Annotated in this window: 14 protein-coding genes and 1 riboswitch; of the genes, 11 read left to right on the top strand and 3 right to left on the bottom strand. The window is 64.3% G+C overall.

Annotated elements, in window-relative coordinates:
• The first annotated feature begins 11 nt into the window (after positions 1 to 11).
• From AC07OO_RS12880 to thiD, 8 genes are all read left to right on the top strand, one after another.
• Positions 12 to 371, top strand: coding sequence for a 5-carboxymethyl-2-hydroxymuconate Delta-isomerase (locus tag AC07OO_RS12880; protein WP_495082508.1), 360 nt, complete (start codon positions 12 to 14; stop codon positions 369 to 371).
• 3 nt (positions 372 to 374) lie between these two features.
• Positions 375 to 773: a DUF6713 family protein gene (locus tag AC07OO_RS12875; protein ID WP_495082507.1), complete on the top strand. Its 399-nt coding sequence runs from the start codon at positions 375 to 377 to the stop codon at positions 771 to 773.
• Positions 774 to 957: 184 nt separating this feature from the next.
• Positions 958 to 1,260 (top strand): hypothetical protein, encoded by a 303-nt coding sequence (locus tag AC07OO_RS12870; RefSeq protein ID WP_495082506.1) that lies wholly within the window; start codon positions 958 to 960, stop codon positions 1,258 to 1,260.
• A gap of 29 nt (positions 1,261 to 1,289) precedes the next feature.
• Positions 1,290 to 1,390: riboswitch (TPP riboswitch) on the top strand.
• A gap of 91 nt (positions 1,391 to 1,481) precedes the next feature.
• Positions 1,482 to 3,356 (top strand): phosphomethylpyrimidine synthase ThiC, encoded by a 1,875-nt coding sequence (thiC, locus tag AC07OO_RS12865; RefSeq protein WP_495082505.1) that lies wholly within the window; start codon positions 1,482 to 1,484, stop codon positions 3,354 to 3,356.
• 19 nt (positions 3,357 to 3,375) lie between these two features.
• Positions 3,376 to 4,437 (top strand): FAD-dependent oxidoreductase, encoded by a 1,062-nt coding sequence (locus tag AC07OO_RS12860; protein WP_495082504.1) that lies wholly within the window; start codon positions 3,376 to 3,378, stop codon positions 4,435 to 4,437.
• Positions 4,434 to 4,664 carry a sulfur carrier protein ThiS gene (gene thiS / locus AC07OO_RS12855; RefSeq protein WP_495082503.1) on the top strand — a complete coding sequence of 77 codons (231 nt, stop codon included), beginning with the start codon at positions 4,434 to 4,436 and terminating at the stop codon, positions 4,662 to 4,664. The genes AC07OO_RS12860 and thiS overlap by 4 nt, the downstream gene beginning before the upstream one ends.
• A gap of 4 nt (positions 4,665 to 4,668) precedes the next feature.
• Positions 4,669 to 5,496 carry a thiazole synthase gene (locus tag AC07OO_RS12850; protein ID WP_495082502.1) on the top strand — a complete coding sequence of 276 codons (828 nt, stop codon included), beginning with the start codon at positions 4,669 to 4,671 and terminating at the stop codon, positions 5,494 to 5,496.
• Positions 5,493 to 7,145, top strand: coding sequence for a bifunctional hydroxymethylpyrimidine kinase/phosphomethylpyrimidine kinase (gene thiD, locus AC07OO_RS12845; RefSeq protein WP_495082501.1), 1,653 nt, complete (start codon positions 5,493 to 5,495; stop codon positions 7,143 to 7,145). The genes AC07OO_RS12850 and thiD overlap by 4 nt, the downstream gene beginning before the upstream one ends.
• A gap of 12 nt (positions 7,146 to 7,157) precedes the next feature.
• Here the strand turns inward: thiD and AC07OO_RS12840 are convergent, their stop codons facing one another.
• The 3 genes from AC07OO_RS12840 to AC07OO_RS12830 all read right to left on the bottom strand — a co-directional run bounded on the left by AC07OO_RS12840 (position 7,158) and on the right by AC07OO_RS12830 (position 10,895).
• A complete protein-coding gene (locus AC07OO_RS12840; RefSeq protein WP_495082500.1) occupies positions 7,158 to 8,849 on the bottom strand; it encodes a tetratricopeptide repeat protein in 1,692 nt (563 codons plus the stop codon).
• Between the two features lie 84 nt (positions 8,850 to 8,933).
• On the bottom strand, positions 8,934 to 9,689 hold the full coding sequence (locus AC07OO_RS12835) for a lysophospholipid acyltransferase family protein (RefSeq protein ID WP_495082499.1): 756 nt from the start codon (positions 9,687 to 9,689) through the stop codon (positions 8,934 to 8,936).
• Positions 9,690 to 9,734: 45 nt separating this feature from the next.
• Entirely contained in the window at positions 9,735 to 10,895 is a 1,161-nt protein-coding gene (locus AC07OO_RS12830) for an SEL1-like repeat protein (protein ID WP_495082498.1), read from the bottom strand.
• Positions 10,896 to 11,036: 141 nt separating this feature from the next.
• Here AC07OO_RS12830 and AC07OO_RS12825 point away from each other — a divergent pair, with 141 nt between their 5' ends.
• From AC07OO_RS12825 to AC07OO_RS12815, 3 genes are read left to right on the top strand one after another with little or no spacing between them, the layout of a single operon-like run.
• Complete coding sequence (locus tag AC07OO_RS12825; RefSeq protein ID WP_495082497.1) at positions 11,037 to 12,218, top strand: acetyl-CoA C-acyltransferase; 1,182 nt, start codon at positions 11,037 to 11,039, stop codon at positions 12,216 to 12,218.
• A gap of 52 nt (positions 12,219 to 12,270) precedes the next feature.
• Positions 12,271 to 12,936 (top strand): SDR family oxidoreductase, encoded by a 666-nt coding sequence (locus AC07OO_RS12820; RefSeq protein WP_495082496.1) that lies wholly within the window; start codon positions 12,271 to 12,273, stop codon positions 12,934 to 12,936.
• Between the two features lie 34 nt (positions 12,937 to 12,970).
• The gene (locus AC07OO_RS12815) at positions 12,971 to 14,104 is read left to right on the top strand and encodes an acyl-CoA dehydrogenase family protein (protein ID WP_495082495.1); all 1,134 of its coding nucleotides are present in this window, start codon (positions 12,971 to 12,973) and stop codon (positions 14,102 to 14,104) included.
• Positions 14,105 to 14,131: the final 27 nt, after the last annotated feature.

Below are 14,131 nucleotides of genomic sequence, written 5' to 3'. Positions count from 1 at the left end.
CAAGGAACAGCATGCCCCATCTGACCATCGAATACTCCAACAATCTGCCACAGTTCAACGCCGAAGGCGCTTTGATGGCGTTGAACCAGGCGCTGATGGCGTCCGGTCAGTTTGAGGAAGTTGACATCAAGAGCCGAGCCGTTCGACTCAGCAATTTTCTGGTGGGCACATCAACGGCGGACCGTGCTTTTGTCCATGCGAAGTTGGCGATATTGAGCGGACGTTCGATTGAGATCAAACAAGAACTTTCGAAGAGCTTGCTGAGTGCGCTGAATGGCGTGTGTGCCTGGCCATCAACTCTGCAGGTTCAGCTCTGCGTTGAAGTGCAGGAGATCGAGCGCCAGTCTTACGCCAAGATGAGCGTTGGATAGCCCATGGCAAGCACCTCTCGCCTGCACGGGCTCTTCCTGGCCAATGCCACCGTCCTCATCACGCACCAGATAGACGCCGCCTTCTGGCGCGAGTGGGAGTTGTTTCGGATTCCCGGTGGCAACCAGATGAACTTGCTGCTCAACATTCCCATCATCGCGCTGGTGCTGTATGCGCACAACCGCGTAGTGGCCAATATTCAAGCTGGGATGTTTTTCTACAAGCTGCTGGCGGCCTTGGGTTTCCTGACCTGCGCCATCCACTCTGGTTTCTTTTTGGTTGGTAGCACGGCGTTTGTCCAACCCATGTCGATATTGCTGCTGGTCGCCACGTTTGTCCTTTCTGTATGGCAATTGCTTGCCGTGCGAGGTATGGGCAAACTGGCGGCGCCAGTGCGGCAATGACGCCAATACCGGTGTTAACTGAATTCACAAACAGTAACTCTTCGTAAGACGCCGCACACCCCGGCCTCATCCATTTACAGAGCCTTGCATTCAGCCCTCATAACATCGCATGATGATGGCGATGAACGGCGTGTCGGGAAGCGTGCCTCGCACGGAAGGCGCCCGCTGCAAGAGGAGTACTGCCATGCGCATTCGAAACAGCTATTGGGCCATGCTGGGCCAAGATATCAGCAGTGCCCCCGATACCTTCGCGCGGGTGCGTGGGGCGATGCTCGCGCTGATGGAAAAGCACTGCCCCGACAACGCCGATCTGCGCCATAGGGTCACCTTTGCTACCGACATTGACACCCTGTGGTACTTGCGTTCCAACCTGTTGGCCGCCCTGGCTGCGAGGCAGGGCGAGACGGTGGCGCGGGATTACATCTCGCAGGTCACCCTTTTGTTTCAGGAGCGGCAGCCAGGTGGAGCACTGAGGAACCAGCCCTGACTGGGGCAACGACCGGTTTGTCGTACACTCCGCCTTGCCCGGGGTGCGCAGTGGTTGCGCTGAGATGGATTCCGAACCCGCGAACTTGATCTGGTTGATACCAGCGTAAGAAGTGCACAGCCGCCAATGGCCCAGAACCGTCCAGGCGGCGCCTTTTCACAGTTTGCGGGGCAGGTGCCTTTTGTCTTCGGGTGATGACGATTACCTCAGGAGACATTCCAATGAACGCACCCGACAAGCTAGCCCAGTTCATCCGCCTCACCCGCGAACCGCTTCCCGCTTCCACCAAACGCTACCTGCCAGGCAGCCGCCCCGACATCCAGGTGCCGGTGCGCGAGATCTTGCAAAGCAATGGCGAGGCCGTCACGGTTTACGACACCTCCGGCCCCTACACCGACCCGCGTGCCGAGATCGATGTGCGCCAGGGCCTGCCGCTGGTGCGCCAGGGCTGGGTTGCCGAACGCGGCGACACCGAAGTCTACGAGGGCCGCAAGCCCTACGCATTGGACGACGGCCTGAAGCACGGCGAGACCGATGCGCTGGCCGCACTGCGCGCCCAGGCCGCCGGCCTGCAGCGCCAGCCGCGCCGGGCCAAGGCGGGCGGCAACGTGACGCAGATGCACTACGCACGCAAGGGCATCATCACGCCCGAGATGGAATACGTGGCCCTGCGCGAGAACCAGAAGCTGACCTGGATGGAGCAGTACCTGGGCAATGCCGAGCGCGAGGCACGTCTGGCGGGCAATAGCTTCGGCGCCAGCATCCCCAAGGTCATGACGCCGGAGTTTGTGCGCGACGAGGTGGCCCGCGGCCGCGCCATCATCCCCGCCAACATCAACCACACCGAGCTGGAGCCCATGGCCATAGGCCGCAACTTCCTGGTGAAGATCAACGCCAACATCGGCAACTCGGCTGTCACCTCCAGTATTGAGGAAGAGGTGGAAAAACTGGTCTGGTCCATCCGCTGGGGCGCAGACACCGTCATGGATTTGTCCACCGGCAGAAACATCCACACCACGCGCGACTGGATCGTGCGCAACTCACCGGTGCCCATCGGCACCGTGCCCATCTACCAGGCGCTGGAGAAGGTGGGGGGCATTGCCGAAGACCTGACCTGGGACATCTTCCGCGACACGCTGATCGAGCAGGCCGAGCAGGGCGTGGACTACTTCACCATCCACGCCGGTGTGCGCCTGCCCTTCATCCACCTGACCGCGAACCGCGTGACCGGTATCGTGTCGCGCGGCGGCTCCATCCTGGCCAAGTGGTGCATTGCCCACCACAAAGAGAACTTCCTGTACACGCACTTCGACGAGATCTGCGAAATCATGAAGGCCTATGACGTGAGCTTCTCGTTGGGTGACGGTTTGCGCCCTGGCTCGGGCGCTGATGCCAACGACGAGGCCCAGTTCGCCGAACTGCGCACGCTGGGCGAGCTGACACAAAAGGCCTGGGCGCAAGACGTGCAGGTCATGATCGAAGGCCCTGGCCACGTGCCCATGCACATGGTGCAGGCCAATATGACCGAGCAGCTCAAGCACTGCGGCGAGGCGCCGTTCTATACCCTGGGCCCGCTGACCACCGACATCGCACCGGGCTACGACCACATCACCAGCGGCATTGGCGCGGCGATGATCGGCTGGTTCGGCACGGCCATGCTGTGCTACGTGACACCCAAGGAACACCTGGGCCTGCCCGACCGCAACGATGTGAAGACCGGCATCATCACCTACAAGATCGCCGCCCACGCGGCCGATGTGGCCAAGGGCCACCCGGGTGCGCGGGCACGGGATGACGCGTTGAGCAAGGCACGTTTTGAATTCCGCTGGATGGACCAGTTCAACCTCTCGCTGGACCCCGACACCGCGCGCGACTTCCACGACGAAACCCTGCCCAAGGACAGCTCCAAGGTCGCGCACTTTTGCAGCATGTGCGGCCCCAAGTTCTGTTCGATGAAAATCACGCAAGAGGTGCGTGAGTACGCCAAGGCCAAGGGCGTCAGCGAAGAGCAGGCGCTGGACGCCGGCATGGAGGCCATGTCGGACTCGTTCAAAAAAGCGGGCGGCGAAATCTACATCCCCATCACCAAGGCCTGACCGAGCCAGGAGAGTCGATATGCACATTGGCATTGCAGGAGCGGGTTTGCTAGGCCGCCTGCTGGCGCTGGAACTCAGCCGCGCCGGGCACCGGGTCGATGTGTTCGACCCGGCCAAGGGCCCTGGGCCTAACGCCGAGTCAGGCTCTGAGGCCGCAGCCTGGACAGCGGCGGGCATGCTGAGCCCGGTGGCCGAACTCGAGTGCGCCGACGAGCGCGTGTTTGCCTGGGGCCTGCGCTCCTGCTACCTGTGGCCGTCCATCGTGCACGGCCTGGGTGAGCCGGTGGCGCTCAGCCTGCAAGGCAGCCTGCTGCTGGCCCACCGGGGCGATGCCGGTGCGGCCCAGCGCGTGGTCAGCCTGCTGCAGGCCAAGGCCGGTGCGCCCTACCAGCCCGAGCTGCTGGACGCCAAACGCCTGGCCGAGTTGGAGCCATCCATCCAGGGCCCGGCCCTGAGCTGGCTGCTGCCTTGCGAGGGCCAGATCCACACCGTGCAGGCCATGCAGGCATTGGCCGCGCAGGGCACGCGCCAGGGTACGCATTGGCACTGGAACACGGTGGTGGAGGGGGCCGCCGCGGGTGAACTGCAGGTGCGCCTGAGCAAGGGCGGCGCGCATGGGGCCGAGAGCCTGCGCTTTGACCATGTGTTCGACGTGCGCGGTCTGGGTGCGCGCCCGCAGCTACCGGTGCGCGGTGTGCGCGGCGAGGTGTTCTGGCTGCACGCGCCGGGTATTCAGCTCAGCCGCTCGGTGCGGTTGGTGCATCCGCGGCACACGGTCTACATCGTGCCCCGCCCCGACGACATCCTGGTGGTGGGCGCCAGCGAGATCGAGAGCGAGGACCGCTCGCCAGTGTCGCTGCGCAGCACGCTGGAGCTGCTGAGCGCCGCGCACAGCGTGATCCCCGAGCTGGCCGAGGCCCGCGTCGTTCACTCCGAGGCCAACCTGCGGCCGGCCCTGCCCAACAACCTGCCGCTCTTGACGCGCGATAAGGGCATCACACGCATCAACGGCCTGTACCGCCACGGCTGGCTGGTGGCACCGGCCATGGTGGAAGAGGCACTGGCCGGGGGCTTGCAATGAGCGCATCCGCAGCCACCGTGTCGCAGACCCTCACCGTGGTGGTCAACGGCACCACGCAGACCACCGCCGCGCGAACCTTGGCAGAGTGGGTGGAGCAGCAGGGCCACAGCCCCAACGCCGTGGCCACCGCATTGAACAGCCAGTTTGTGCCACGCGCTTTGCGGGCCGCGCAGACGCTGGCGGATGGTGACGCCATCGTCACGTTCCAACCGATTGAAGGAGGTTAGTCCTGTGGACACGAGCAACAGCACAAACCCGGGCTACAACCCGTCCGATACCTGGACCCTGGGTGGGCGCACGCTGCAGAGCCGCTTTCTGCTGGGCACGGCGGGCTATCCATCGCCCGCCATCCTGCAGCAGGCCATTGCCGCATCGGGCGCGCAGGTGGTCACCGTGGGGCTGCGCCGCCAGGTCGCTGCCGGCGCTAGCGCCGCGGCCGAGGGCGATTTCTTCGGCACCATCAAGGCCACCGGCGCCCACCTGCTGCCCAATACGGCCGGCTGCCGCACGGCGCGCGAGGCCATTACGCTGGCGCAGATGGCGCGCGAGCTGTTTGACACGCACTGGGTCAAGCTGGAAGTGGTGGGAGATGCGCACACGCTGCAGCCCGACCCGTTCGAACTAGTGGACGCGGCCCGCCAACTGGTCAAGGACGGCTTTGAAGTCTTCCCCTACTGCACCGATGACCTGGTCAGCTGCCAGCGCCTGCTGGACGTGGGCTGCAATATCCTGATGCCCTGGGGCGCGCCCATTGGCTCCGGCCAGGGCCTGGTCAACCCCGGCGCGCTGCGCACGCTGCGCGCACGCCTGCCCGGTGTGCCGCTGATCGTGGATGCCGGCATAGGCTCACCGGCGGACGCCGTGCAGGCCATGGAGCTGGGGCTGGACGGCGTGCTCCTCAATACCGCCGTGGCCAAGGCGCTGAACCCGGTGCGCATGGCGCGCGCGTTTGGCTTGGGAATCCGCGCCGGACGGCTGGCCTACGAGGCCGGCGTCATGGCCAAGCAGGACATGGCAGTAGCATCCACGCCGGTAGCGGGTTACCCCATATTGCTATGAAATCAGAAGCGCATCACATAGATTCGACGAGGGCTAGCGCCCCATTTGGCAATGGTGCTTCTGGCGGAAAAGAGTCGGCACGGCCCATCGTCTGGAGCATTGCCGGGTCCGACAGCGGCGGTGGCGCAGGCCTGCAGGCTGATCTGAAGGCCTTGGCGGCATTCGGGGTGCATGGTTGCACGGCGGTGGCCGCCATCACCGCGCAAAACTCGGTGGTGGTGACGCAGGTGGAGCCGGTGCGCGCCGAGTTGCTGGACGCCCAATTGGCGGCACTGGCGCAAGACATGCCACCCGCAGCGATCAAGACCGGCCTGCTGGGCAGTGTGGACAACATTCGCGTGGTCTGCCGCTGGGTGGACCGCCTGCGCGCCCAGGGCCATGCCGTGCCGCTGGTTGTGGACCCGGTGCTGGGTGCCAGCACCGGCGCGGGCTTTGCCGACGACGCCATCGTGCAGGCCTATGTGCAGGAGCTGCTGCCGCGCGCCACGCTGGTCACCCCCAACCGCGCAGAGGCGCAGCGCTTGCTGGCGGCCCTGCAGCCGGGATTTGACGGCGCCGATGCAGAGGCTATGGCCCGCGCGCTGGCCCAGCGTGCCAACCCGCCCGTGGCCGTGGTCATAACCGGTGGCGATGCCGCGCAGCACGAGGGCGTCGCCAGCGACTGGCTCAGCAGCCCGCAGGCCAACGCCTGGCTCAGCCTGCCGCGCATGGACACCGCGCACCAGCACGGCACCGGCTGCACCTTTGCATCCACGGCCGCTGCTGCGCTGGCCAGCGGCTACTGTGTGGCCGATGCCGTGGTGCTGGCCAAGATGACCACCACCCACGCGCTGCGGCACGGCTATGCAGCGGGTGCTGGGGCCGGGCCGGTTAGCGCACAAGCGGACTTTGCGCAGCAGATTGCCAACCTGCCGGCGCTGTCGCCCCATGCCAATGCTCTCCAAGCGAGTGGCCGCAGCGGCGAGGCGGTAGATCCCCCCGCCTTTCGCACGCTCAGAGACCCACGCCTGGGCGTCTATGCCGTCGTCGACAGTGCCGCCTGGGTGCGCCGCGTGCTGGCCGCCGGTATACGCACGGTGCAGTTGCGCATCAAAGACCCCCACGAGCCGACGCTGGAGGCGCAGGTGCGCGAGTCCATCGCGCTGGCCAACGCCACGCCCGGCGCCCAACTGTTCATCAACGACCACTGGCAGCTCGCACTGCGCCTGGGCGCCTATGGTGTGCACCTGGGTCAGGAAGACCTGGACACGGTGGACCTGGGTGCCCTGCGCCAGGCCGGCGTGCGCCTGGGGCTTAGCACCCACAGCTATTGGGAGGTGGCCCGCGCCTGGGCCCTGCGCCCGTCCTACATCGCCTGCGGACCCATCTTCGCAACACAGAGCAAGGACATGCCGTGGATTCCCCAGGGGCTGGACAACCTGCGCTACTGGGCCGGCGTGCTGCCGGTGCCGGTGGTTGGCATTGCGGGTATTGATGCGGGCAATATCGCCGAGGTTGCGGCCCAGGGCGTGGCCAGCGCGGCGGTGATCACGGCGATCACCCGTGCGGCCGACCCCGAAGACGCGTGCTCTACGCTGATGGCGGAGTTTGCGCGGGGGCAGCAGCGCAGTAGAGCGGTGCTGCCGCTGCAGGCCAAGCCTACGCTGTAGGCGCGGCCTTCACTACGCCCGCGCCGTAGCCGCTTTGGCCGCCACCGTCTCCAGCACGGTCAGATAGGCTTTGGCCTCGCTGGCGATGGCGTGGTCGGGGAAGCGCCCCAGCACGGAGCGTATGAGGGCCGCGGCCTTGTCGTGTTGGCGCATCTTCTCGCTCATCAGCTTGGCGCCCATGAACAGTACGGCGGGCAAGTCCGGGTGCTGGGGGAAGCGCTTGTCAAACCCCTTCAGTAGCTTGACGGCCAGGGCTGCCTCGCGCATGTCCAGCGCTGCTTGTGCGGTGGGCAACACCACATCACCGTCGGCGACCACAAACTCGGGGTCAATGGCCAGCAGCTTGCCCAAGGCCACCACCGCTTGCTTGCCCTGCTGGGCGCGCACCAATGCCGTCAACCACTGTTGACCATGGGCGGTGGTGGCTGCAGGGTCACCTTGCTGCACATACAAGGCATGTAAGCGTGTGTTGAGCGCGGGGTCGTAGCGGTCGTAGCGCATGTGGTCCTTGACCTCGGCAATCGCTTCCTTGACGTTGCCCTCTTTGAGCAGTGCATGGATTTTGCGTTCGAAGGGATCGGCCGGGGCCACACCGTGGATGGCCACATTGGCAGAGCCCGCGCGGGCGATGGCCTTGGCGCCGCCTGCTTGGCGGTGGTCGTCAAAGTCGACTTCCACATCCAGGTTGAGCTCCTGGTGGAACTGGTACAGGGTGTAGCCCATCATCGCAAACAGCACCAGACCCAGATAGGTTGCCAAGGCCATCTCCAGCGGAAAGCCCAGTCCCATCGGCCAATTCTGGCCAGCCGACATGGCCAGTTGGCGAGCACCGGCAATGGACAGGAAGAAGGCCCACAACGCAAAGTAGGCGCTGCCTATGGATTGGATGAAATAGAAGACCAGCGCAGGGTTCAGGGCTTTGAAGAATTTGTCCTCCAGCGCGATGACGATGGCGGCCGACGGCAGCATCAGGCTCAGCAGGACCATGACACCCCAGTACCACGCGGGCTGGAGCTTGAACCACAGCGGGTCGGTGAAGCTGGGTTTGCCCGCTTCCAGCATCTCGGCACGGCTGGGGCCGCTATCGGGTCTGGCAACCTCCGGCAGGGCGCTGGGCAGCGGTGGCAGCGCCGCGGCTTGGCCCGCCTCTTGCGGGCCGTCGTCATCGCCGTCGGTGGAGGGTGGGGCGCTTTGACCGCCGACCGGAGCACGCGCGATGCTGCTCATGTGTCTGTCGTACTCTTCCTGCTCCAGGCGACGAGCCTCTATTTCCTGGGCATGGGCGGCCTTGTAGCGTTCCAGAACACGGTCCTGCACAGCGGTGTTTTTGGCGATACGTGCGTCCAGCGCACTATTGCCCAGGTTGATGCCCACCGTAATGAAGAGCGCGATCACCAGGCCCAGCTTGGCGGGGCGTTTTTCCGGCCCCCACAGGGAGTGGTCGACCGAATGCCCTTCAAACCGGCCCTTGGCAAACAACTCCAGCACATTGAAGGCATAGCGCAGTCCCAGATAGACCAGAAACCCCTTGAAGACCAGTCCGAAGCCGCCCAGTACAAAGCCTGCGACCGCGCTCGCCACAACGATGCAGGCCATGAAGATCAGGGGGCCGAAGCGAAACGGAAACAGAAAGAAGAACGGCAACTTGTGCCAGAAGGGCGTGATGGCCGCCTGCTTGTACTGGATCGTCAACTCTTCGGACATGCGCAAATCCCCCTGCGTTGGTGTGAGCCCTGGTACCGGTGATGTGCCGCTGATGTGACAGGTGCGGCGGATCGACCGTGAAGATTATCCGGCAAGTCCAGGCGGGCGATTGGTGTCGCCTCGCACGCTGTCTGGCGCATCCAGTGCGTCAATGCACGCCACCATCTGTTCCCTGCAACGCTCCATCAGCGCCGGCATATCGTCCAGCGTCATCCCCGTCGTCGGCATGGGCGGCAGGGCGCGTATGCGCAGCGGGCCGCTGTGCCAACGGTTCAACCGCATCGTGCGCTTGTAGTTGCTGCAGCAGATGGGCACGATGGGCACACCGGCGGTGATGGCCATCTGGAACGCGCCCTTCTTGAACGGCAGCAGGCCTTGGCCCAGGTTGCGCGTGCCTTCGGGGAAGACCCAGATGGACGTGTCTTTGTGCAGCAGCGTGTCGGTGGTTTTCAGCATCGCGGCCTTGGCCTTGATGGCGTTGCCGCGCTCGATCAGCACATTGCCGGCCAGCCAGTAGATTTGGCCAAAGATGGGAATCCAGCGCAGGCTGGTCTTGCCGATGGTCACGGTGCGGCGCGGCACCACACTGCCCAGGACGTAGAGATCAAAGTTGGATTGGTGGTTGACGACGATGACACAGGGACTGCTCAGCCTGCGCAGTTCATCCACCTGCAGCTCGGTCTGCAAACCCAGGAAGCGCAGCGCCGGCAGCGAATACACGCGCCCAAAGATGCGGCTGTTGTCGGGATTGAAGGGGCGCAGCAGACCCAAAGTCAGGTTGATGGCGCCGGCCACCAGAAAGTGGAGGCCCAATAAGAAAAACCGCACGGTGACTAGCATGGCGACAAAAAGAAAAGTGCGGTGATCGCGTGAGGAATGAAGGGCTTATGAAGTGGGGCACTCGGCCAGATTGACACTATCCAGCGCACGCACCAGTTGCCCCAATTTACGCTGGCCCTGGACCAGCGTGGAACTGGGGATCTGTGGCAGCGCAGTGGTGGGCTTCTTCAGCGCCGTCTCAAAGTTTTCCAGCGTCATGCAGGCCAGCGTCTTTTTGGCGTCTGCTGAAATCTTGCCTTGCAGGCTTTCCACATTGCGCTGGGCCACATCCAGCGATGTCCGGGTGCGGGCGCCTTGCACGGCCAGCAGGAACGCGCCATAGGCGATGTTGGTGTTGACCTCGACGCCCGTGCCGTCGCGCAGCATCACGCCCATGGCATTCAAGCCGTCAAAGTTGTCCAGGCCCCACGCGGCCGAGAACCAGCGGTAGGCCAGCGCGTTGTCCTTGGGCGTGAGTTCGCCGTTCAGGTAAGACAGGCCCACGGACTGCGCGGCGATGCCGTCGCGGTAGCTGGCCATGTGGGCAAAGATCGCGCGCATCGTAACGCCGTCACCGCGCTCGCGTGCGGCCTGTGCGGCCTCCAGGCTGGCTATAGCCTTGTAAGCGTTTTTTTCCTGGTACTGCTGGTTGATGTGCGCGGGGATGGTGTAGCCGTTGGTGGAGCGGAATGCCTTCAGGGTTGCACCAAACTCGCCAAACTGCTCATACCCCGGGTTCTTGCCCATGGCTTGGAAATCCATTTGGGGGGCTGCGTAGCCCAGCAGGGCGCGGTTGCAGCTCGCGGGGGTGGGTTGCTCGCGGTTGAAGTAAACCCTGACGCGGCCGGTCACGCCATTGGCCACCGAGGTCATCAGCGCAGCGGACACGCGCTGGTGTGCCTCGGCACTGATGGCCTTGGCCTGGGCCAGGTATTGGTCCGCCCATACCGTGGCCGCGATGATGTCGTCCTTGTTGCGGTCAAACCAGGCACGGGCGATGGTCTCTACGTGGGTGGACTCTGTTGGCATCATGGTGCCGCACTCCAGGCGCAGCACCTGCAGGCTGGCGTCTGCCACCTGGACAAAGGCCGTAGCCGCATTGCGGCGTTCGACCTCGGCTGCCGGCAATATGCCGACTTGGGCCAGGCACGCCGGCATGGCAGCACCCCAGAGCAGGCATGCCAGGAGGGGCTTTCGGGCACGCAGGTATCGGGTTGGTTTTTGCATCGGGCCAGTTTAGCGCGGAGACCGCTGCTTTCTGTCACAATTGACGTTTACGTAAACGTCAACTCGGACGCCTTCCCTTAATCAGTTGAGGACAGCGCTAAAGTCTGTCCCGCAACGTCTTCGCAAACCAGGAGAACCAGCATGTCGGATTCCATCGTTATCGTCGGCGCAGCCCGCACCCCCATGGGCGCTTTCCAAGGTGATTTTTCCAGCCTCGCGGCGCATGACCTGGGTGGCGCGGCCATCAAGGCGGCGGTGGAGCGCGCCGGCGTCAAGCCCGAATTGGTGACCGAGGTTTTGTTTGGCAACTGCCTGATGGCGGGCCAGGGTCAGGCGCCCGCACGCCAGGCCGGTTTCAAGGGTGGCTTGCCTAAGAGCGCTGGCGCGGTCACGCTGTCCAAGATGTGCGGCTCGGCCATGCGTGCGGCCATGTTCGCCCACGACATGCTGCAAGCCGGCAGCCACGAGGTGCTGGTGGCCGGCGGTATGGAGAGCATGACCAACGCCCCCTACCTGCTGCTCAAGGGCCGTGGCGGCTACCGCATCGGCCACGACCGCATGTTTGACCACATGATGCTGGACGGCCTGGAAGATGCCTACGAGCCCGGCCGCTCCATGGGCACATTCGGCGAAGACTGCGCCGCCAAATACAGCTTCACCCGCGCCGAGCAGGACGCGTTTGCCACCGCCAGCGTGCAGCGTGCCAAGGCGGCTACCGAATCTGGCGCGTTTGCCGCCGAGATCACACCCGTCATGGTCAAGGGCCGTGGTGGCGAGGTGGTCGTGTCCATTGACGAAGGCCCCGGCAAGGTCAAGCTGGACAAGATCCCCACGCTGAAACCCGCATTCAAGAAAGACGGCACCATCACGGCCGCCAGCAGCTCGTCCATCAACGACGGCGCCGCAGCTCTGGTGATGATGAAGGAAAGCACCGCTGCCAAGCTGGGCTGCAAGCCGCTGGCCCGCATCGTGGCGCATGCCACCCACGCGCAGGAGCCCGAGTGGTTTGCCACCGCCCCCGTTGGCGCTACCCAAAAGGTGCTGGCCAAGGCGGGTTGGGAAGTGGGCGACGTGGACCTGTGGGAAGTGAACGAAGCTTTTGCCGTCGTGCCCATGGCGCTGATGAAAGAGCTGAACGTGCCACACGACAAGGTCAATGTGAACGGCGGCGCCTGCGCACTGGGCCACCCTATCGGCGCATCCGGCGCGCGCATCATGGTCACGCTGATGTATGCGCTGCAGGCCCGCGGCCTGAAGAAGGGCCTGGCCACGCTGTGTATTGGTGGTGGCGAGGCAACGGCGGTGGCATTGGAAATGCTATAAATTTGGTAGCTATTGGCGCATATTCAACGAGGGCTAGAGGTCTGCTTCTCATATGAACATTCTTGTGATGGGTGCCTCCCGCGGCATTGGACTGGAGTTTGTGCAGCAGTACCGCGCCGCTGGCGACCGTGTCATCGCCACCGCCCGTGATGACGCGGGGCTGGAGCGCCTGCGGGCCTTGGACGCGGTGGCGTTGAAGCTGGATGTGGCCAACCCGGCCAGCATCAGCGGCCTGGCCTGGCAACTCGACGGCGAGAAGATCGACGTGGCGGTCTATGTGGCCGGCGTCATGTCGCGCGGCGATGCCCATGCACCGCCCACGCAGCCCGACTTTGACCAGGTGATGCGCACCAATGTGCTGGGCGCGATGCAGGCCATTCCCCAGGTGGCCCCCTTGGTGGAGGCCGCGCAGGGGCGCTTTGGCTTCATCAGCAGCGACATGGGCCATATCGCCGGTGTGGCGTCCAGTTATAGCTGGACCTACCGCGTCAGCAAGGCCGCGTTGAACATGGCCGTGGCCTCGGCCCGGCACGATTACCCACAAGCCATTTTTACGGCGCTGTCACCCGGCTGGGTGCAGACCGATATGGGCGGCAGCGGTGCCCCCCTGACCGTGCAGGACAGCGTGGCCGCCATGCGCCGTACGCTGGCCCAACTGAAGCCTGCCGACAGCGGCCGCTTCTTTGGTATAGACGGCAAGCCCAAGGCGGGCTGGTAGAACACGAAACATAAAACCCGAGGAGACTTTTCAGATGTTGTTGACCCAAGACCAGGAGATGGTGCGCGATGCCGTCCGCGATTTTGCCCAGGCCGAGCTGTGGCCCAACGCCGCGAAGTGGGACAAGGAACACCACTTCCCCAAGGCCGCCCACCAGGGCCTGGCTGCACTGGGCGCCTATGGCATTTGTGTGCCAGAAACCTATGGCGGCGCCAACCTGGACTACGTCACGCTGGCCCTGGTGCTGGAAGAAATTGCGGCCGGCGACGGCGGCACCAGCACGGTCATCAGCGTGACCAACTGCCCGGTCAATGCGATCCTGATGAAGTACGCCACCGAGGCGCAAAAACAGAAGTGGCTGGTGCCCTTGGCCCATGGCCAGATGCTGGGCGCCTTCTGCCTGACCGAGCCGCATGTGGGCAGCGACGCATCCAGCCTGCGGACCACGGCGGTGCGTGAGGGTGATGAATACGTCATCAATGGCGTCAAGCAATTCATCACCAGTGGCAAGAATGGCGATGTGGCCATCGTTATCGCCGTTACTGACAAGGGCGCCGGCAAGCGGGGCATGAGCGCCTTCCTGGTACCCACCAATGCACCGGGCTACGTGGTGGCTCGCATCGAAGACAAGCTGGGCCAGCATTCCAGCGACACGGCGCAGATCAATTTCGACAACTGCCGCATCCCGGCCGAGAACCTGATCGGCAAGGAAGGCGAGGGTTATGGCATTGCGCTGGGCGGCTTGGAAGGCGGGCGCATCGGCATCGCGGCCCAGAGCGTCGGCATGGCCCGCAGCGCGCTGGATGTGGCCGTGGCCTATGCCAAGGATCGCCAGAGCTTTGGCCAACCCATCTTCAACCACCAGGCCGTGGGTTTCCGCCTGGCCGAGTGCGCGACACAGATTGAAGCAGCACGCCAATTGATCTGGCACGCGGCTTCATTGCGTGACGCGGGCCGTCCTTGTTTGAAAGAGGCTGCCATGGCCAAGCTGTTCGCCAGCGAGATGGCCGAGCGCGTTTGCAGTGCCGCCATCCAGACGCTGGGCGGCTATGGCTACGTCAGCGACTTTCCGCTGGAACGCATCTACCGAGATGTGCGTGTCTGCCAGATTTATGAAGGCACGTCAGACGTGCAGAAGATCATCATCCAAAGGTCGCTGGCGGGCTGAGCGCCGGGGCAGCGACCCGCGTAGCGG

The organism is Rhodoferax sp. GW821-FHT07G04, assembly GCF_059418585.1.
Note: the sequence above shows the minus strand (reverse complement) of the source record. Positions and strands in the feature narration are given on the sequence as shown.